This is a genomic window from Streptococcus sp. oral taxon 061 (assembly GCF_013394695.1).
Taxonomy (GTDB): domain Bacteria; phylum Bacillota; class Bacilli; order Lactobacillales; family Streptococcaceae; genus Streptococcus.
This window is the reverse complement of the sequence record NZ_CP058258.1, coordinates 1444313-1463532: the sequence shown is the minus strand read 5'-3', so window position 1 is coordinate 1463532 and position 19220 is coordinate 1444313. Positions and strand designations below refer to the sequence as shown.

The 19220-nt window shown below is 40.6% G+C and carries 22 protein-coding genes; 19 read left to right on the top strand and 3 right to left on the bottom strand.

From position 1 onward, the window contains the following. Positions 1 to 76: 76 nt before the first annotated feature. The 8 genes from HW271_RS07185 (at position 77) to dnaJ (ending at position 7652) form a co-directional block, all read left to right on the top strand. Complete coding sequence (locus HW271_RS07185; RefSeq protein ID WP_000423982.1) at positions 77 to 397, top strand: PadR family transcriptional regulator; 321 nt, start codon at positions 77 to 79, stop codon at positions 395 to 397. Beyond that, a complete protein-coding gene (locus HW271_RS08830; RefSeq protein WP_178895439.1) occupies positions 397 to 972 on the top strand; it encodes a DUF2812 domain-containing protein in 576 nt (191 codons plus the stop codon). Before HW271_RS07185 ends, HW271_RS08830 begins: the two co-directional genes overlap by 1 nt. A gap of 21 nt (positions 973 to 993) precedes the next feature. After that, positions 994 to 1506 (top strand): DUF2812 domain-containing protein, encoded by a 513-nt coding sequence (locus HW271_RS07175; RefSeq protein ID WP_178895438.1) that lies wholly within the window; start codon positions 994 to 996, stop codon positions 1504 to 1506. 160 nt (positions 1507 to 1666) lie between these two features. After that, positions 1667 to 2701 (top strand): heat-inducible transcriptional repressor HrcA, encoded by a 1035-nt coding sequence (gene hrcA / locus HW271_RS07170; protein WP_178895437.1) that lies wholly within the window; start codon positions 1667 to 1669, stop codon positions 2699 to 2701. Positions 2702 to 2727: 26 nt separating this feature from the next. After that, positions 2728 to 3243, top strand: coding sequence for a nucleotide exchange factor GrpE (gene grpE / locus HW271_RS07165; RefSeq protein WP_004251792.1), 516 nt, complete (start codon positions 2728 to 2730; stop codon positions 3241 to 3243). 253 nt (positions 3244 to 3496) lie between these two features. Continuing rightward, positions 3497 to 5320: a molecular chaperone DnaK gene (dnaK, locus tag HW271_RS07160; RefSeq protein ID WP_178895436.1), complete on the top strand. Its 1824-nt coding sequence runs from the start codon at positions 3497 to 3499 to the stop codon at positions 5318 to 5320. A gap of 180 nt (positions 5321 to 5500) precedes the next feature. Beyond that, the gene (locus HW271_RS07155; protein ID WP_178895435.1) at positions 5501 to 6133 is read left to right on the top strand and encodes a DJ-1/PfpI family protein; all 633 of its coding nucleotides are present in this window, start codon (positions 5501 to 5503) and stop codon (positions 6131 to 6133) included. Positions 6134 to 6515: 382 nt separating this feature from the next. Then, positions 6516 to 7652 (top strand): molecular chaperone DnaJ, encoded by a 1137-nt coding sequence (gene dnaJ / locus HW271_RS07150; RefSeq protein WP_178895434.1) that lies wholly within the window; start codon positions 6516 to 6518, stop codon positions 7650 to 7652. Between the two features lie 76 nt (positions 7653 to 7728). On the opposite strand, the gene HW271_RS07145 is transcribed toward dnaJ, so the two are convergent. The 3 genes from HW271_RS07145 to HW271_RS07135 form a co-directional block, all read right to left on the bottom strand. Next, the gene (locus HW271_RS07145; protein ID WP_178895433.1) at positions 7729 to 8370 is read right to left on the bottom strand and encodes a hypothetical protein; all 642 of its coding nucleotides are present in this window, start codon (positions 8368 to 8370) and stop codon (positions 7729 to 7731) included. 85 nt (positions 8371 to 8455) lie between these two features. After that, positions 8456 to 8743, bottom strand: coding sequence for a hypothetical protein (locus HW271_RS07140; RefSeq protein ID WP_178895432.1), 288 nt, complete (start codon positions 8741 to 8743; stop codon positions 8456 to 8458). A gap of 9 nt (positions 8744 to 8752) precedes the next feature. Further along, on the bottom strand, positions 8753 to 9163 hold the full coding sequence (locus HW271_RS07135; RefSeq protein WP_178895431.1) for an HIT family protein: 411 nt from the start codon (positions 9161 to 9163) through the stop codon (positions 8753 to 8755). Between the two features lie 67 nt (positions 9164 to 9230). On the opposite strand from HW271_RS07135, the gene HW271_RS07130 reads away from it, so the two are divergent. The 11 genes from HW271_RS07130 to HW271_RS07080 all read left to right on the top strand — a co-directional run bounded on the left by HW271_RS07130 (position 9231) and on the right by HW271_RS07080 (position 19161). Further along, positions 9231 to 9962, top strand: coding sequence for an ABC transporter ATP-binding protein (locus HW271_RS07130; RefSeq protein ID WP_178895430.1), 732 nt, complete (start codon positions 9231 to 9233; stop codon positions 9960 to 9962). Next, positions 9959 to 11008 (top strand): ABC transporter permease, encoded by a 1050-nt coding sequence (locus tag HW271_RS07125; RefSeq protein WP_178895429.1) that lies wholly within the window; start codon positions 9959 to 9961, stop codon positions 11006 to 11008. The genes HW271_RS07130 and HW271_RS07125 overlap by 4 nt, the downstream gene beginning before the upstream one ends. Before the next feature lie 47 nt (positions 11009 to 11055). Beyond that, on the top strand, positions 11056 to 11850 hold the full coding sequence (gene ccrZ / locus HW271_RS07120) for a cell cycle regulator CcrZ (protein ID WP_178895428.1): 795 nt from the start codon (positions 11056 to 11058) through the stop codon (positions 11848 to 11850). Next, positions 11847 to 12482 carry a tRNA (guanosine(46)-N7)-methyltransferase TrmB gene (gene trmB / locus HW271_RS07115; protein WP_178895427.1) on the top strand — a complete coding sequence of 212 codons (636 nt, stop codon included), beginning with the start codon at positions 11847 to 11849 and terminating at the stop codon, positions 12480 to 12482. Before ccrZ ends, trmB begins: the two co-directional genes overlap by 4 nt. Positions 12483 to 12608: 126 nt before the next feature. Further along, positions 12609 to 13088: a ribosome maturation factor RimP gene (gene rimP / locus HW271_RS07110; protein ID WP_004251813.1), complete on the top strand. Its 480-nt coding sequence runs from the start codon at positions 12609 to 12611 to the stop codon at positions 13086 to 13088. 41 nt (positions 13089 to 13129) lie between these two features. After that, a complete protein-coding gene (nusA, locus tag HW271_RS07105; RefSeq protein ID WP_178895426.1) occupies positions 13130 to 14266 on the top strand; it encodes a transcription termination factor NusA in 1137 nt (378 codons plus the stop codon). A gap of 21 nt (positions 14267 to 14287) precedes the next feature. Further along, the gene (rnpM, locus tag HW271_RS07100) at positions 14288 to 14581 is read left to right on the top strand and encodes an RNase P modulator RnpM (RefSeq protein ID WP_006144965.1); all 294 of its coding nucleotides are present in this window, start codon (positions 14288 to 14290) and stop codon (positions 14579 to 14581) included. After that, a complete protein-coding gene (locus HW271_RS07095) occupies positions 14574 to 14873 on the top strand; it encodes a YlxQ-related RNA-binding protein (protein WP_178895425.1) in 300 nt (99 codons plus the stop codon). Before rnpM ends, HW271_RS07095 begins: the two co-directional genes overlap by 8 nt. A gap of 16 nt (positions 14874 to 14889) precedes the next feature. Next, complete coding sequence (gene infB, locus HW271_RS07090; RefSeq protein WP_178895424.1) at positions 14890 to 17631, top strand: translation initiation factor IF-2; 2742 nt, start codon at positions 14890 to 14892, stop codon at positions 17629 to 17631. A gap of 250 nt (positions 17632 to 17881) precedes the next feature. Beyond that, complete coding sequence (gene rbfA / locus HW271_RS07085; RefSeq protein WP_049549654.1) at positions 17882 to 18232, top strand: 30S ribosome-binding factor RbfA; 351 nt, start codon at positions 17882 to 17884, stop codon at positions 18230 to 18232. Positions 18233 to 18381: 149 nt separating this feature from the next. Further along, complete coding sequence (locus tag HW271_RS07080; protein ID WP_178895423.1) at positions 18382 to 19161, top strand: hypothetical protein; 780 nt, start codon at positions 18382 to 18384, stop codon at positions 19159 to 19161. Positions 19162 to 19220: the final 59 nt, after the last annotated feature.

Here is a 19220-nt window from a genome sequence, read left to right as displayed (position 1 = left end):
TGCATTTTATATCGAGGTGTGATATATTTTATATAACGAGGTGCGATATATCGAACTGAATAGGAGGTCTGATTAAATGGAATTAACAGATAAGATTAGGCGGGTTTACCTTCCCATGACTGAAACGGGTTTTTATATTCTGTTCTGTCTGCAAAAGGAGAACCATGGTTATGGTATTACACAAAAGGTCAAAGAGATGACAGATTCGCAAGTATCCATTAGTCCTGGAACTATGTATGGAACCCTATCGAAGATGGAAAAAGATGGTTTGGTTTCCTTTGTTCGAGAAGAGGAAAAACGTAAAATCTATCAGATAACAGACTTGGGTCGAAAAGTTTTAGAGATTGAGTTGAAACGTATTGAGCGGCTCTATAGAAACAGTCGGGAGGAGCTTTGATGGAAAAGAAAGTTGTTTATAGAATTGCTACCATTGCGGATTATGATAGAGAGGCTCTCTATCTCGGAGAAATGCATGCTCAGGGCTGGAAACTTAAGGAAGTAAGTTACTCTAACTTAGTAGTTGCGGTTAAGTATACTTTTGAAAAGTGCCAACCGGAGCAGGTGGTTTATCAGTTGGACTTTTATCCTATGAAAAAGTCAGAGAGAGCTTCCTATTTACAACTATTTAAAGATTGTGGGTGGGAGCATATTACAGACTTTAATGGTTTTTCCTACTTTAGAAAGCCTTATTCTGGAGTTGAGTCGGATGCCGAGTTTGAAATTTATAATGACGCGGTCGGGAAGTTAGCAATGGTCAAGAAGATTTTAACAATGCGGATGCTTCCTATTTTGCTTCTCTTTTTAGCGCTACTACCGGTTTTCTCAAAGTTTGTCAGTGGAGGTAGTTCTTTCAGTTGGGGAATGTTTTTGATTGTTATCATAGACTGTACTTTATTGATAGTTTTCGCGATTCAGATTTCTTATATTTTTTGGAGATTGTTTCAAAAGTGGAAAGAATTATCTGATAAATAAAACCATTTTGGAGGTTAGACAATGAATAGCAAAGTACAATTTCGAATGTTTACCATTTTTGATTTGGATAAGGTAGAAGATTATTTGCATGAGATGCATTTGAAAGGTTGGAAATTTAAATCGAATCGTTTTGGCTTTTTCTATTTTGAACAATGCCAACCAGATGATGTGATTTACCGTGTGTGGAATACTAGCTACCTTAGAAAAAATGAGGTAGATTTACAAAGTATTAAGGATAGAGGATGGGAATTTGTGGAAAATTGTTCTTATTCTATTTTTCGAAAAGTAACTTGTGATGTAGATTTAAATGATCAATCTTTCGTGGACAATCGTCTTCAATGGGCTGATGTGAAATCTAGACTTCGTACATCTACAGTTTCTATCTCTGGCGGTCTAGTTATTTGTATGAGCTTGTTTCGCGAAAGTCTCTCTCAATCTTTCTTCCTTATTTTTGCCCTTTATGCCCTCATGATTTCTTACCTAATCTATAGTTTTTACAGACTTAAAAAGAAATATCTTGAGAATGTAAGATGATTTTTTAGGTCCTCAGACTGATTTTTAGCACTCTTGTTAAAAGAGTGCTAATTTTTGAGTTTTTGTCTTGACATTCTTTACTAAGGGTGTATAATAGAATCATAAGTTAGCACTTGGATGTGTCGAGTGCTAAAAAGATCTATCAGAGAGGAGTAGCGAGATGGTTACAGAACGTCAGCAGAATATTTTAAATCTGATTATTGACATCTTTACCAAAACGCACGAACCTGTTGGATCTAAGGCCTTGCAAGAGTCTATCAACTCTAGTAGTGCTACCATTCGAAATGATATGGCAGTTTTAGAAAAGCAAGGTTTACTTGAAAAGGCTCATACTTCCAGTGGTCGTATGCCGAGTGTGGCTGGTTTTCAATACTATGTCAAACACTCCCTATCCTTTGACCGTTTAGCTGAAAATCAAGTTTATGAGATTGTAAAAGCCTTTGATCAAGAATTCTTCAAGCTTGAGGATATTCTTCAAGAGGCAACGAAAATCTTGTCAGACTTGAGTGGTTGTACGGTTGTAGCGCTGGATGTTGAACCAAGTAGGCAGAAGCTAACAGCTTTTGATATTGTTGTCCTCGGGCAACATACAGCTCTTGCTGTTTTTACGCTTGATGAGTCTAGAACAGTTACCAGTCAGTTTTTGATTCCGAGAAATTTCTTGCAGGAGGATTTAAATCGCCTCAAGACCATGATTCAAGAACGTTTCCTGGATCAGACTGTTTTGGATATTCACTACAAGATTCGGACAGAGATTCCGCAAATTATCCAACGTTACTTCACAACAACGGATAACGTTATGGATCTTATTGAGCATATCTTCAAAGAAATGTTCAATGAAAATATCGTGGTTTCTGGCAAAGTCAATCTTTTGAATTTCGCTAATTTAGCGGCCTATCAATTTTTTGATCAGCCACAAAAGGTAGCTTTGGAAATTCGAGAGAATCTGATTGGCGACCAGATGCAAAGTGTCCGAGTTGCGGATAGCCAAGAATCTTGTCTTGCTGACTTAGCAGTAATTAGCAGTAAGTTCCTGATTCCCTATCGTGGGTTTGGAATCCTTGCGATTATTGGTCCAGTTAATCTGGATTATCAACAATTGGTCAATCAACTCAACGTTGTCAATCGAGTTTTGACCATGAAGTTGACGGATTTTTACCGCTATCTCAGCAGCAATCACTATGAAGTGAATTAAGATTGAAATCATTAAAGGAGGCGAAAATGGCCCAAGATATAAAAAATAAAGAAGTAAAAGAAGAGGAAGTTGTGGAAACAGCTGAAGAAACAACTCCCGAGAAGTTGGAATTGGACTTGGCTAATGAACGTGCCGAGGAGTTTGAAAACAAATATCTTCGTGCCCACGCAGAAATGCAAAACATTCAGCGTCGTGCCAATGAAGAGCGTCAACTCTTGCAACGCTATCGCAGCCAAGATTTGGCAAAAGCAATTTTGCCATCGCTTGATAACCTTGAACGCGCTCTTGCCGTTGAAGGCTTGACAGATGATGTGAAGAAGGGCTTGGAAATGGTCCAAGAAAGTTTGATTCATGCTCTGAAAGAAGAAGGAATCGAGGAAATCGCAGCTGATGGAGAGTTTGACCATAACTACCATATGGCTATTCAAACAGTCCCAGCTGATGATGAGCATCCAGCTGACACCATCGCACAAGTCTTTCAAAAAGGCTACAAACTCCATGACCGCATCCTAAGACCGGCTATGGTAGTTGTCTACAACTAGTCTAGAGAACTTAAAAACCTTGTCCGAAACGACAGAAAACTATGAAGAAAGATAAAAAATTATTCAGCTTTGCAATAGTGAGCGAAGCGAACCATTGGCGATACTCTTCGCCGTGGCGCTATTTGCGCAAACTTTGAGACCTTAGGCTCAAAGTTTAGTCAAAGAGATTAACGAAGTTAAGCTCTGACGGCGCCGCCACCTAAGGAGAGTATCAAAAAGAAAAATAGAATATAAAATTTAAGGAGAAAAACATATGTCTAAAATTATTGGTATTGACTTAGGTACAACAAACTCAGCAGTGGCAGTTCTTGAAGGAACTGAATCAAAAATCATCGCAAACCCAGAAGGAAACCGTACAACTCCATCTGTAGTGTCATTCAAAAACGGTGAAATCATCGTTGGTGACGCTGCAAAACGTCAAGCAGTTACAAACCCAGATACAGTTATCTCTATCAAATCTAAGATGGGTACTTCTGAAAAAGTTTCTGCTAACGGCAAAGAATACACTCCACAAGAAATCTCAGCGATGATCCTTCAATATTTGAAAGGTTATGCGGAAGAATACCTTGGTGAAAAAGTAACCAAGGCTGTTATCACAGTTCCAGCTTACTTTAACGATGCTCAACGTCAAGCAACTAAAGACGCTGGTAAAATCGCTGGCCTTGAAGTAGAACGTATCGTCAACGAACCAACTGCAGCAGCTCTTGCTTACGGTTTGGACAAGACTGACAAAGAAGAAAAAATCTTGGTATTCGACCTTGGTGGTGGTACATTTGACGTATCTATCCTCGAACTCGGTGATGGTGTCTTTGATGTATTGGCAACTGCGGGGGATAACAAACTCGGTGGTGATGACTTTGACCAAAAAATCATCGACTACTTAGTAGCAGAATTCAAGAAAGAAAATGGTATCGACTTGTCAAACGACAAGATGGCTCTTCAACGTTTGAAAGATGCAGCAGAAAAAGCTAAGAAAGACCTTTCTGGAGTGACTTCAACTCAAATCAGCTTGCCATTTATTACTGCTGGTGAGGCTGGACCTCTTCACTTGGAAATGACTTTGACTCGTGCTAAATTCGACGATTTGACTCGTGACCTTGTAGAACGTACAAAAGTTCCAGTTCGTCAAGCCCTTTCAGATGCAGGTTTGAGCTTGTCAGATATTGACGAAGTCATCCTTGTCGGTGGTTCAACTCGTATCCCTGCCGTTGTTGAAGCTGTTAAAGCTGAAACTGGTAAAGAACCAAACAAATCAGTGAATCCTGACGAAGTAGTTGCAATGGGTGCTGCCATCCAAGGTGGTGTGATCACTGGTGATGTGAAAGACGTTGTCCTTCTTGACGTAACGCCATTGTCACTTGGTATCGAAACAATGGGTGGAGTCTTCACAAAACTCATCGACCGCAACACAACAATTCCAACATCTAAATCACAAGTCTTCTCAACTGCAGCAGACAACCAACCAGCCGTTGATATCCACGTTCTTCAAGGGGAACGCCCAATGGCAGCAGATAACAAGACTCTTGGACGTTTCCAATTGACAGATATCCCAGCTGCACCTCGTGGTATTCCACAAATCGAAGTAACATTTGACATCGATAAGAACGGTATCGTATCTGTTAAAGCCAAAGATCTTGGAACTCAAAAAGAACAAACAATCGTTATCCAATCTAACTCAGGTTTGACGGACGAAGAAATTGACCGCATGATGAAAGATGCAGAAGCAAACGCTGAAGCAGATAAGAAACGTAAAGAAGAAGTTGACCTTCGTAACGAAGTAGACCAAGCTATCTTTGCGACTGAAAAGACAATCAAAGAAACTGAAGGTAAAGGCTTTGATGCAGAACGTGATGCTGCACAAGCTGCCCTTGATGATCTTAAGAAAGCTCAAGAAGACAACAACTTGGACGAAATGAAAGCAAAACTTGAAGCATTGAACGAAAAAGCTCAAGGACTTGCTGTTAAACTCTACGAACAAGCCGCAGCAGCGCAACAAGCTCAAGCAGGAGCAGAAGGTGCACAAGCAACAGGAAACGCAGGCGATGACGTCGTAGACGGAGAGTTTACGGAAAAGTAAAACAATCCAGTGGATTGTTTTAGCGGAACCTCCTGAAATAAAGAAAGGTTCCGAGATTTTAGGATTCCTTTAATCCGAAACTCAATTCAGCATTACTAGTTTTTAAACTAGTAAGTATAAGAAGAAATCCAGAGGTTGCAACCCAGCCTCTGTTTTTCGGTAAAATAGAGGATGTTGCGTATGAAAAAAGTACTTTGTATCATTTATCCTAATTTTTCTCTCTATGAGATAACCGCTTTAACAAGTACTTTAGCTCTGTCTTTTGACGTCATGATTGATTATGCCGCTTCAGATCATTCGATGGTGGTCTCTGAGGATGGCTTGCCCTGTCAACCAACTAAAACACTAGATCAAATCTGTATAGAAGAGTATTCTTGCGTGATTTTGCCAGGAATGGTCAATATAGGCCCTGCCCTACAGGATGAGAAATTGATTTCGTTCTTGAGGGATCTTGGTGAGCAAGATATCCTCATTGCAGCCATTTCTTCAGCGCCTCTTTTATTAGCGAAAGCAGGTCTGTTGAAGGACACGAAATTTACAGGTGGAATTTGGCAAAACTTCTTTGACTATTTTGAATTTCTTCCACGTGAAAATTTCCAACCGAAAGTTCTTGTGCAAGATAAACAGATCATTACGGCTATCGGTTTTGCCCATCAAGAGTTTGCAAGAAAAGTGATTCTAAGTTTAGGCTTGGCAGCTAATACGGACAACTATTTTAAAGAACGAAACGACTACTCAGAAGAGGATTTGATATTTACTCTATCAGACCAAGAGTTTGATCAAGTGAAGCGAAGTATAGAAAACAGCCTCTGAAGATTTACATAAAAATTATAGAAAGGAACAAAGAGTGTTCGGGGAATTGAACCCGTGCTCTAAAGTTTCTTACTCAATATGAAAGAAAGGAACTGAACCCGACCTAAATCGTGGTTTGATTCACAACATCAATAGAAAGGAACAAAGAGTGTTCGGGGAATTGAAGCCGAGCTCTAAAGTTTCTTACTCAATATGAAAGAAAGGAATTGAACCCGACCTACATCGTGGTTTGATTTACAACATCAATAGAAAGGAACAAAGAGCGTTCGGGGAATTGAACTCGAGCGGAAAGCTTGGAAATTAGATAAACCACCTAAGAAATCAGGATTTCTTGTCGGTTTCCTAAATTTCAGTCGCTTTCTGTTCGCTCTTAGTATCTTGTATGAACAATACTGAATTTTATGACCGTTTGGGCGTTTCAAAGAATGCATCTCAGGATGAAATCAAGAAAGCCTATCGGAAATTATCTAAAAAATATCACCCAGATATCAACAAGGAGCCTGGTGCTGAGGACAAGTACAAGGAAGTTCAAGAAGCTTATGAGACCTTAAGTGACGAACAAAAACGTGCTGCTTACGACCAATATGGTGCTGCTGGTGCCAATGGTGGCTTTGGTGGTGCAGGCGGTTTCGGTGGCTTCGATGGTGCAGGAGGCTTTGGTGGCTTTGAAGATATCTTCTCAAGTTTTTTCGGCGGAGGCGGTTCTTCTCGCAATCCAAACGCACCTCGTCAAGGGGATGACCTCCAATATCGCGTCAATTTGACTTTTGAAGAAGCCATCTTTGGTACTGAAAAAGAAGTCAAATACAATCGTGAAGCTAGCTGTCGTACTTGTAACGGATCTGGTGCTAAGCCTGGAACAAGTCCAGTTACTTGTGGACGCTGTCACGGTTCTGGTGTTATCAACGTCGATACTCAAACACCGCTTGGTATGATGCGTCGCCAAGTAACCTGTGATGTCTGTCATGGTCGTGGAAAAGAAATCAAAGATCCATGTACAACTTGTCATGGAACAGGTCATGAAAAACAAGCCCACAGTGTCCATGTAAAAATTCCAGCAGGTGTCGAAACTGGTCAACAAATTCGTCTAGCTGGTCAAGGGGAGGCTGGATTTAACGGCGGACCATACGGTGACTTGTATGTTGTTGTTAATGTTGAGCCGAGCGACAAATTTGAACGTGAAGGAACAACTATTTTCTACAAGTTAAACCTCAATATCGTCCAAGCAACTCTTGGTGATACTGTAGATATCCCAACTGTTCACGGTGATGTTGAATTAGTGATTCCAGAGGGAACTCAAACCGGTAAACGATTCCGCCTACGTGGTAAGGGAGCTCCGAGCCTACGTGGTGGTGCTGTTGGTGACCAATATGTCACTGTTAATGTCGTGACTCCAACAGGCTTGAACGAACGTCAAAAAGCAGCCTTGAAAGAATTCGCAGCTGCAGGTGATTTGAAAGTTAATCCAAAGAAAAAAGGCTTCTTTGACCATATTAAGGATGCCTTCGAAGGTGAATAAAACAAAAGAGCCGATTGGCTCTTTTTGTGTTATCTTGAAAAATTTAGCTTCAGAAAATCATTTTCCAGTTAGTCTACTATTTATACTTTTGAATGAGCAAGCCGGCTTTATCCATTTCCTGGATGAGTTGCTTGAGTTCTGATTCTTTGCCGGGTTTCACAGTTACGGTATCAATGTGCTTAATCGCCGAATTATCCTGGATATCCACCAAGGTCAAAGCTTTTTCATAGAATGCGATTCCCTTTTTCATGCTTTCCGAATCCTTCAAAGTTAGAATTGTGTAAGAAGAATGTGATTTCTTTCCGTTTTCTCGGAAATATTTCTCGCCTTCCTCCTCTAAAAACTGGAATAAACCATGATTAAACAAATTATCTTCTACTTTTCTATAGGAAATATCACCTGCCTGTAGGACATAGACTTTGAGTCGGTTTTTAGTGAGGTTTGGACTTTCTTTCAGGACAGGGTGGCTATTGATAACCTCATCTGAAAAAGTCACATAAAAATCCAAGCCTCCCCCCTCGTATTGATAGTGTCCGTTTGATTCAACTTTCTCAGGAGGCAGGTCAAGGGAGATAAAGATTTGTTTTAAGGTTTCATTTCCTTCTCGAATGTCACTTGATGAGGCCTTGAAAAGATTGGCCACAAGTAGAAAAGCTAGGGTTACAAAAAGACAGAAGCAACCAGAAATAATCAAGATGACTTTTAAAAACTGTTTCATGTTTAGTCCCTCCCTTTTCTATTAGGAGCTGGTAATCCAAGATGGATTTAAGGGGATATGAGGAAAGTTGGATGCTTTCCTTTCTTTAGTTTTCTTCAGTTTCTCGTAGTTCTTTTATCACAGCAAGTCTTGCTTGGAGGTCTTTTTCTAAGACTTTAAATTTATAGGTTAGGTCTTCTTGGTATTCCTTGATGACTTCTTTTTGTTGATTGATAATTTGTAAGCTATTTTGGATAACATCTAAATCACCTTTGATTGCTTCAACTCGATCAGTAGTATCTAAAACATCTTCAGTGATAACTTCACGATTTTTAACGAGGAGGTAAGATCCGACTGCTGATCCAGCAAAAAGTAGTAAATTTGATAGTTTCATAGGAACTCCTTAAGCGTTTTTGATCGTTTCAGCGACTTGGGCAAGTTTGTCAAAGTCAGGTTCATGGGCAACAAAGTCAATTTTTAGGTCATCCTCGGCACCATAACGAGGAACTAGATGGACATGGGTATGGAAAACGGTTTGTCCAGCTACCTTTTCGCAGTTGGCGATGATATTCATGCCTTCAGCTTGGGTAGCTTTCATAACCTTTTGAGAAATGACTGGAATCTTTGCAAAGAGTTGGCTAGAGCTCGTCGAATCCATTTCTAAAAGGTTGCGATAGTGTTCTTTAGGTACGACCAAGGTATGACCAGGTGTTACTTGAGAAATATCAAGAAAGGCAAGGACTTGCTCATCCTCATAAACCTTGGCTGCAGGGATTTCTCCTGCGATAATCTTACAAAAAATACAATCTGACATAAAATCTACCTCTACTGTATTGAATTTTGATATAATATAGCTACATTATACCAGATTTGGAGAAAATATGTTAGAAATTAAAAATCTGACAGGTGGCTACGTTCATGTCCCTGTCTTGAAAGATGTGTCTTTTACAGTTGAAAGTGGGCAGTTGGTCGGTTTGATCGGTCTCAATGGTGCTGGGAAATCGACGACCATCAATGAGATTATTGGACTTTTGACACCTTATAGTGGAGAAATATTCATCGACGGGCTAACCTTAGGTGCTAATCCTCGTGAATATCGTCAGCAGATTGGTTATATTCCTGAAACTCCTAGCTTGTATGAAGAATTGACTCTCAAAGAGCATATTGAGACAGTTGCTATGGCCTATGGTATCGAGCAAAATCTAGCTTTTGAACGTGTAGAGCCGCTTTTAAAAGTGTTCCGTTTGGATCAAAAATTGGATTGGTTTCCAGTTCATTTTTCCAAAGGGATGAAGCAAAAGGTTATGATTATCTGTGCCTTTGTCGTGGATCCTAGTCTCTTTATCGTAGACGAACCTTTCCTTGGTCTTGATCCTTTGGCGATTTCAGATTTGATTCAACTTTTAGAAGCGGAAAAGAAAAAAGGAAAGTCTATCCTTATGAGTACCCACGTTCTTGATTCTGCTGAAAAGATGTGTGACTCTTTTGTCATTCTTCACAAAGGTCAAGTAAGAGCCAAAGGAAATCTCCAACAGCTCCGAGAAGCCTTTGATATGCCAGAAGCAAGCCTCAATGATATCTATTTGGCTCTGACCAAAGAGGAGGAGTTATGAAGGACTTGTTTTTAAAACGAAAGCAGGAATTTCGCAAGGAATGCTTGGGCTATCTCCGTTATGTGCTCAATGACCATTTTGTCTTATTTTTGTTGGTGTTGTTAGGATTTTTGGCCTACCAGTACAACCAGTTGCTCCAACACTTTCCTGAGAATCATTTCCCAATCCTAATTTTGATTGGGATGATATCTATTTTACTTTTGCTTTGGGGTGGTATTGCGACCTATCTAGAAGTGCCTGACAAACTATTTCTTTTAGTTGCTGAAGAAGAAGTGAGAGAACACATCCAGAAGCAGAGTCTGATTTCTTTCATCTTTTGGGTCAGTGTACAGACTCTCTTTTTGCTCCTGTTTGCGCCTTTATTCTTAGCCATGGGTCTTGGTTTGCCGTTTTTTGGAGTCTATCTCCTTGTCTTGGGGATAGTAAAATATGTGATTTTTCGCCAAAAGTCTAGCAACTTTTTCCTTGGAAATGGACTTGACTGGGATTTTGCCATTGCCCAGGAAAGCAAACGCAAGCAGTTCTTGCTTCGGTTTTTTGCCCTCTTTACCCAGGTTAAGGGAATTTCAAACAGTGTTAAACGTCGAGCTTACCTGGACTTTATCCTCAAGGGCGTTCAGAAAGTACCAGGGAAAATCTGGCAGAATCTTTATCTCCGCTCCTATCTTAGAAATGGAGATTTATTCGCCCTTAGTCTGCGACTCATAATCCTATCTTTGACCGCTCTCATCTTCATTGAGCAATCTTGGATTGCGGTAGCAATTGTAATTTTATTCAATTATCTTTTGTTATTCCAGCTTCTAGCCCTCTATCATGCCTTTGACTATCAATATTTAACGCAATTATTCCCAGTAGGTAAGGGGCAAAAAGAGAAAGGCTTGAAGGAAATCTTGAGAGCGATTGGGATCTTTGCCTTAGCCTTGGAAAGTCTTTTAGGATTGCTTGTTTTCAAGGACAAAATTCTAGTTTTAGTCCTTGTGGGAGCAGGCCTTGTATTGCAATATCTTTATTTGCCATATCAACTGAGAAGATTGGTTGACGAATAGCATAAAAATTAGTAGAATAATAAGGAAACTTTATTCGGAGGAAAAAAATGGACTTGGGTGATATTGAGCTAACGCTAACCCCGATATCTGGGAAGAGTGGAAAAGCTTATATGGGGAGTTATCCTGATGGAAAACGTGTTTTTATAAAAATGAATACTTCTCCAATCCTGCCTGGTTTAGCTAGAGAGCAAATTGCGCCGCAATTACTCTGGAGCCGTCGTTTGCCAGACGGTCGTGATATGTCTGCTCAGGAATGGTTGACAGGGAACATTTTGACGCCAGGAGATATGAACCGTAAACAAATTATCGATATTTTGACCCGTTTACACCGTTCACGTCCCTTAATGACCCAGTTGACACGCTTGGGGTATGCATTAGAAACGCCTTCGGATTTGCTTCAATCATGGGTAAATAAGGCTCCTGATGCGTTGAAAAATAACCAGTATCTACGTATGGTTCTAGGTGACTTGCGTGAGAACCTTCCTGGGTTTAGGGAAGATTATGCAACCATAGTTCATGGGGATGTTCGTCACAGCAATTGGTTTGAGACAGAGAGCGGCTTGATTTACTTGGTAGACTGGGATTCTGTTCGCTTGACTGATCGTATGTTTGATGTGGCCTATCTACTCTGTCACTATATTCCAGAGTTTCAATGGCAAGAGTGGCTGACTAATTATGGCTACAAGTACAATCAAACAGTTTTGAATAAGTTATATTGGTATGCTCAACTGTCCTTTTTGAGCCTAATTACCAAATACTATGAAAATCAAGATTTGGATAATGTAAATCGGGAGATTTATGCTTTGCGTAGCTTCCGAGATAAGTATGGAAAGAAAAAATGAGAGTTAGAAATCGTAAAGGTGCAACAGAACTGTTAGAGGCTAATCCGCAGTACGTTGTTTTAAATCCCGCAGAAGCTAAAGGTAAGTGGCGAGATTTGTTTGGTAATGACAATCCAATCCATGTAGAGGTTGGTAGTGGCAAAGGAGCTTTCGTAACAGGAATGGCCAAACAAAATCCTGGTATCAACTATATCGGGATTGATATTCAGAAGTCTGTATTAAGCTATGCCTTAGACAAGGTCTTAGAAGTTGGAGTTCCCAATATCAAACTTCTATGGGTTGATGGTTCAGAATTGACCAATTATTTTGAAGATGGCGAAATCGACCGCTTGTATTTGAATTTCTCGGATCCATGGCCTAAAAAACGTCATGAGAAACGTCGTTTGACCTACAAGAGCTTCTTGGATACCTTTAAGCGAATCTTGCCTGAACATGGTGAAATTCATTTCAAGACAGATAATCGTGGCTTGTTTGAATATAGTTTAGTGAGCTTTTCACAATATGGTATGAAGCTAAATGCTGTTTGGCTTGATTTACATGCCAGCGACTTTGAAGGAAATGTCATGACTGAGTATGAGCAAAAGTTCTCAAGTAAGGGGCAAGTTATCTACCGAGTTGAGGCAGAATTTTAAGAAAAAGCTTGAATCCAAGCTATTTGGGTGCTTATGCTTTACATTAGTACATAAAAGTGCTATACTATTAGCAAGAATATAAGAAAGAGAGGCGGGGAGATATCTTCGCCTCTTGCTTATGAGGAGGTGGACGCAATCGCAACGATCGTTGAATTAGTCAGAGAAGTCGTAGAACCTGTCATTGAAGCTCCTTTTGAACTCGTAGATATCGAGTATGGAAAAATTGGTAGTGACATGATTCTTAGTATTTTTGTAGACAAGCCTGAAGGAATCACCTTGAATGATACAGCAGACTTGACTGAAATTATCAGTCCTGTCCTAGACACTATCAAGCCGGATCCCTTCCCAGAACAATATTTCCTAGAAATTACCAGTCCAGGATTGGAGCGTCCTTTGAAAACCAAGGAAGCAGTCGCTGGAGCGGTCGGGAAATACATCCATGTCGGGCTCTATCAAGCCATCGACAAGCAAAAGGTTTTTGAAGGAACCTTGTTGTCCTTTGAAGAGGACGAGTTGACTATGGAATATATGGATAAAACGCGCAAGAAAACAGTCCAAATTCCATATAACTTGGTATCAAAAGCACGTTTAGCAGTAAAATTATAGAAAGAAAGGATAGCTTTTGAGAATTCAAAAGTAAAAAGAACATGAGTAAAGAAATGCTAGAGGCCTTCCGCATTTTGGAAGAAGACAAGGGAATCAAGAAAGAAGATATCATCGACGCAGTAGTAGAATCACTTCGTTCTGCTTATCGTAGACGCTATGGTCAATCAGATAGCGTAGCTATCGACTTCAACGAAAAAACAGGTGACTTTACAGTCTACACTGTCCGTGAAGTTGTTGATGAAGTATTTGATAGCCGTTTGGAAATTAGCTTGAAAGATGCCCTTGCCATTAATTCAGCCTATGAGCTTGGTGATAAAATCAAATTTGAAGAAGCACCAGGAGAGTTTGGTCGTGTAGCAGCCCAATCTGCTAAACAAACCATCATGGAGAAAATGCGTAAGCAAACACGTGCCATTACCTACAATACTTACAAAGAGCATGAACAAGAAATCATGTCAGGTACAGTTGAACGTTTTGACAACCGCTTCATTTACGTCAACCTTGGAAGCATCGAAGCTCAATTGTCAAAACAAGACCAAATTCCTGGAGAAGTCTTTGCTTCCCACGATCGTATTGAAGTTTATGTCTACAAAGTGGAAGACAACCCTCGTGGAGTTAACGTCTTTGTAAGTCGTAGCCATCCAGAAATGATAAAACGTTTGATGGAACAAGAAATTCCTGAAGTTTACGACGGAACTGTTGAAATCATGAGCGTAGCCCGTGAAGCAGGTGATCGTACGAAAGTTGCGGTTCGTAGCCACAATCCTAACGTTGATGCTATCGGAACAATCGTTGGACGTGGTGGTGCAAACATTAAGAAAATCACTAGCAAATTCCACCCAGCTCGCTACGATGCTAAGAGTGACCGCATGGTACCAGTAGAAGAAAACATTGACGTTATCGAATGGGTAGCAGATCCAGCTGAATTTATCTACAATGCCATTGCTCCTGCCGAAGTTGACCAAGTTATCTTTGATGAAAATGATAGCAAGCGTGCCTTGGTTGTTGTACCAGATAATAAACTTTCTCTTGCAATCGGTCGTCGTGGACAAAACGTTCGCTTGGCAGCTCACTTGACTGGATACCGTATCGATATCAAGTCTGCAAGTGAATTTGAAGCTATGGAAGAAGCAGGTCAAGTTGATTTCGCTGACACAGAAGAATTGACAGAAGAATAAAAGCTGCAAGAGGAGGGGAAGATGAAAACAAGAAAAATCCCTTTGCGCAAGTCTGTTGTTTCCAACGAAGTAATTGATAAGCGAGATTTACTCCGTATTGTCAAGAACAAAGAAGGAGAGGTCTTTATCGACCCGACAGGCAAGGCTAATGGCCGTGGCGCTTATATCAAGCTAGACAATGCAGAAGCCCTAGAGGCTAAAAAGAAAAAAGTCTTTAACCGTAGCTTTAACATGGAAGTTGAAGAAAGTTTTTATGACGAGTTGATTGCTTATGTTGATCACAAAGTGAAAAGAAGAGAGTTAGGACTTGAATAAACAAAAAGTAAGTAATCTCTTGGGACTTGCTCAACGAGCAGGGAAAATTATCTCGGGTGAAGAAATGGTTGTCAAAGCCATTCAGGAACAGAAAGCCAAGCTGGTATTTCTAGCGCATGATGCTGCCCCCAACCTGACCAAGAAGATTCAAGATAAAAGTCACTATTATCAAGTAGAAGTTGTAACCGTGTTTTCAACACTGGAATTAAGCATAGCAGTTGGGAAATCAAGAAAGGTTTTAGCTGTGACAGATGCTGGATTTACAAAGAAAATGAGGTCTCTTATGGAATAGAAGAGGAGGACATGATTTGTCTAAGAAAAGATTGTACGAAATCGCAAAAGAACTTGGAAAAGAAAGTAAGGAAGTTGTAGCGCGTGCAAAAGAGTTGGGCTTGGAGGTGAAGAGCCACTCGTCAAGCGTTGAAGCTGATGCTGCTGAAAAAATCGTTGCTAGCTTTAAGCCTGCTGCCCCTAAAGCAGAAGCAAAACCTGTAGCACCAAAAGCAAGTGAAGCGAAGGTAGAAAAGAAATCTGAAACACCAGTAGCTCCTAAGGAAGAAAAAGTAGTAGCTGCTAGACCACAAAGCCGAAACTTCAAGGCAGAGCGTGAAGCTCGTGCAAAAGAGCAAGCAGAGCGACGCAAGCAAAACAAGGGCAACAACCGCGACCAACAACAAAACGGGAACCGTCAAAAGAATGAGAACCGTAATGGTGGAAAACCAGGTCAAGGGAACCGCGACAATCGTCGTTTTAATGATCAAGCCAAGAAACAGCAAGGTCAAGGAAATCGTGGGAACGATCGCCGCCAACAAGCGGACAATCGTCCGAACCAAGCTGGACCACGTATTGATTTCAAGGCTCGTGCAGCAGCCCTGAAGGCAGAGCAAAATGCCGAATACGCACGCTCAAGCGAGGAACGCTTCAAACAGTCTCAAGTTGCCAAAGAAGCCTTGGCTCAAGCTAATAAACGAAAAGAACCAGAGGAAATCTTTGAAGAAGCTGCTAAGCTAGCTGAACAAACTCAGCAAGTGGTTGAAGTAGCTCCTGTAGTCAAAGAGCCTGTAGTGGATACACGTCGTAAAAAACAAGCCCGACCAGACAAAGATCGTGATGATTACGATCGTGAAGAAGATGGTCCTAGAAAACAACAAAAGAATCGAAGTAGTCAGAATCAAGTGAGAAATCAAAGAAATAGTAACTGGAATAACAATAAGAAAAATAAAAAAGGCAACAAGCAAAACAACCGTAACCAGGCTCCAAAACCTGTTACAGAGCGTAAATTCCATGAGTTGCCAACAGAATTTGAATATACAGATGGTATGACTGTTGCGGAAATCGCAAAACGTATCAAACGTGAACCAGCTGAGATTGTTAAGAAACTATTTATGATGGGCGTAATGGCCACTCAAAACCAATCTCTGGATGGTGAAACAATTGAACTCCTTATGGTTGATTACGGAATTGAAGCTAAACAAAAGGTTGAAGTGGATAATGCGGATATCGAACGCTTCTTCGTAGAAGATGGATACCTCAATGAAGATGAGTTGATTGAGCGTCCACCGGTTGTAACCATCATGGGACACGTTGACCATGGTAAAACAACCCTTTTGGATACCCTTCGTAATTCTCGTGTTGCTACAGGAGAAGCAGGTGGTATCACTCAGCATATCGGTGCCTATCAGATCGAAGAAAATGGTAAGAAGATTACCTTCCTCGACACACCAGGACACGCGGCCTTTACTTCTATGCGTGCACGTGGTGCCTCTGTTACTGATATTACCATCTTGGTCGTAGCGGCAGATGACGGGGTTATGCCTCAAACTATCGAAGCTATCAACCACTCAAAAGCAGCTAATGTTCCAATCATCGTTGCCATTAACAAGATTGATAAACCAGGTGCCAACCCAGAACGTGTGATCGGTGAATTGGCTGAACACGGTGTTATGTCAACAGCTTGGGGTGGAGATTCTGAGTTTGTAGAGATCTCAGCTAAATTCAACCAAAATATCGATGAACTCTTGGAAACTGTTCTTCTTGTGGCTGAAATCCAAGAACTCAAAGCAGACCCAACCGTTCGCGCCATCGGTACCGTTATTGAAGCCCGTTTGGATAAAGGAAAAGGTGCGGTTGCAACCCTCCTTGTTCAACAAGGTACTTTGAACGTTCAAGACCCAATCGTTGTTGGTAATACTTTCGGACGTGTCCGTGCCATGACCAATGACCTTGGACGTCGTGTTAAGGTTGCAGGACCATCAACACCAGTATCTATTACAGGTTTGAATGAAGCACCTATGGCGGGTGATCACTTTGCTGTATACGAAGATGAAAAATCTGCTCGTGCAGCTGGTGAAGAACGTGCTAAACGTGCTCTTATGAAGCAACGTCAAGCTACACAACGTGTCAGCCTAGAAAACCTCTTTGACACTCTTAAAGCTGGTGAACTCAAGTCTGTTAATGTCATTATCAAAGCCGACGTACAAGGTTCAGTTGAAGCCCTTGCTGCTTCCCTTCAAAAGATTGATGTGGAAGGTGTAAAAGTTACCATCGTCCACTCAGCAGTTGGTGCCATCAACGAATCTGACGTTACTCTTGCTGAAGCTTCAAATGCCTTTATCATTGGTTTCAACGTACGTCCTACACCACAAGCTCGTCAACAAGCAGAAGCAGACGATGTAGAAATCCGTCTCCACAGCATCATCTACAAGGTTATCGAAGAGATGGAAGAAGCCATGAAAGGTATGCTTGATCCAGAATTTGAAGAAAAAGTTATCGGTGAAGCGATTATCCGTGAAACCTTCAAAGTATCTAAAGTGGGAACAATCGGTGGATTTATGGTTACTAGCGGAAAAGTTACCCGTGATTCTAAAGTCCGTGTTATTCGTGACGGTGTCGTTATTTACGATGGTGAACTTGCAAGTTTGAAACACTATAAAGATGACGTCAAAGAAGTTACAAACGGCCGTGAAGGTGGTCTCATGATTGATGGCTACAATGATATCAAGATGGATGATGTGATTGAAGCCTATGTCATGGAAGAAATCAAGAGATAAAATTTTTGCTCCTTTCTTAGGTGGTGAGGGACGCAAGCAAACCGATGGTTTCATTGCTTATTTTTGAGCCTAGAGTCTCAAAAATCCCCAGTGATTGAACTGAATTATCAGCCTAATCACTTTCACCACGGCGAAAGAAGCCGATGAGTTCAAATTGAACTTCGTTCCAATTTGAATTGAAAATCAATAAGTTTAGAAAAAGCTAGGTCTGCTGGCCTAGCTTTTGGTTCAATAGAGAGGAAGGAATAGCATGGCAAATCATTTCCGTACGGATCGTGTGGGCATGGAGATCAAGCGTGAAGTCAATGAGATTTTGCAAAAGAAAGTCCGTGATCCGCGTGTCCAAGGCGTGACCATCACAGATGTTCAGATGCTTGGGGACTTGTCTGTAGCTAAGGTTTACTACACAATTTTGAGTAATCTTGCTTCAGATAATCAAAAGGCCCAAATTGGGCTTGAAAAAGCAACCGGAACTATCAAACGTGAGCTTGGTCACAATTTGAAATTGTATAAAATTCCAGACTTGACCTTCGTCAAAGACGAATCTATCGAGTATGGAAACAAGATTGACGAAATGTTACGCAATCTGGATAAGAATTAAGAAAAAGAGGGGGAATCCCTCTTTTTTGTTACTTTAAACATGATGATAGATTAATTAGTTGCCCTTCTTAAAAGTCGGTTAAAAAAATGTATAAATCTCTAATAGTATGATATGATAAAGCTTAACTTGAATATAAAATGGAGATATAGATGGCTAAACAAGATATAGCTATAAAAGTTTTACAACAAGTTGTAAAGCTTCCTGTCGTGAAAGTAAATAGAGAAAAATTTTTAGTGGAGAAGTTCTCTAAAGAATTAGATAAGAAGGATATTGCCAAATTGTTAGAACAAGGTCCTCCTTCATTATTACCCCAGGAAACCTTAGATAGGGTAGCCAGGTCCTGCATAAAGGATAATGTTTTACGAGCAAGTGGAACATCTGTTCTAGCAGGTCTACCTGGAGGTATTCTAATGGCGCTTACTATTCCAACGGATGTAGCTCAGTTTTATGCTTTTTCCTTGAAATTAGCCCAAGAATTGGGATATATTTATGGATTTAATGATCTTTGGGCATCACGAAATGAGTTAAGTGAAGAAGCTAAAAACACACTATTACTTTATCTAGGGGTCATGCTTGGGGTAAACGGAGCGGGTGCCTTGCTTCGTTCTGGTGGTGTTACAGTCGCTAAACATGTAATGACCACAGTACCTCAGAAAGCCGTAGCCAAAGCAGGCTGGTACCCTATTTTAAAAAAGGTTATGAAAATTTTTGGGGTTACTCTTACAAGGAGAGGCTTGGCAAAGGGAATGGGAAAAGCGATTCCTATTCTAGGTGGGGTTATTTCAGGGGGATTAACCTATGCGACTATGAAACCCATGGGCGAAAGATTGCAAAAAGAATTATCCAAATTAGTTAACTATTCTGAAGTGCAATATCAAAATGATATGGCAATTATTCGAAAAGAGGCTGAGGTAATCGAAGCTGACTGATATGATGAGACTAGCAAGTCTGGTGTTGCTAGTTTTTTTAATCCCATTCCTTATGGTAT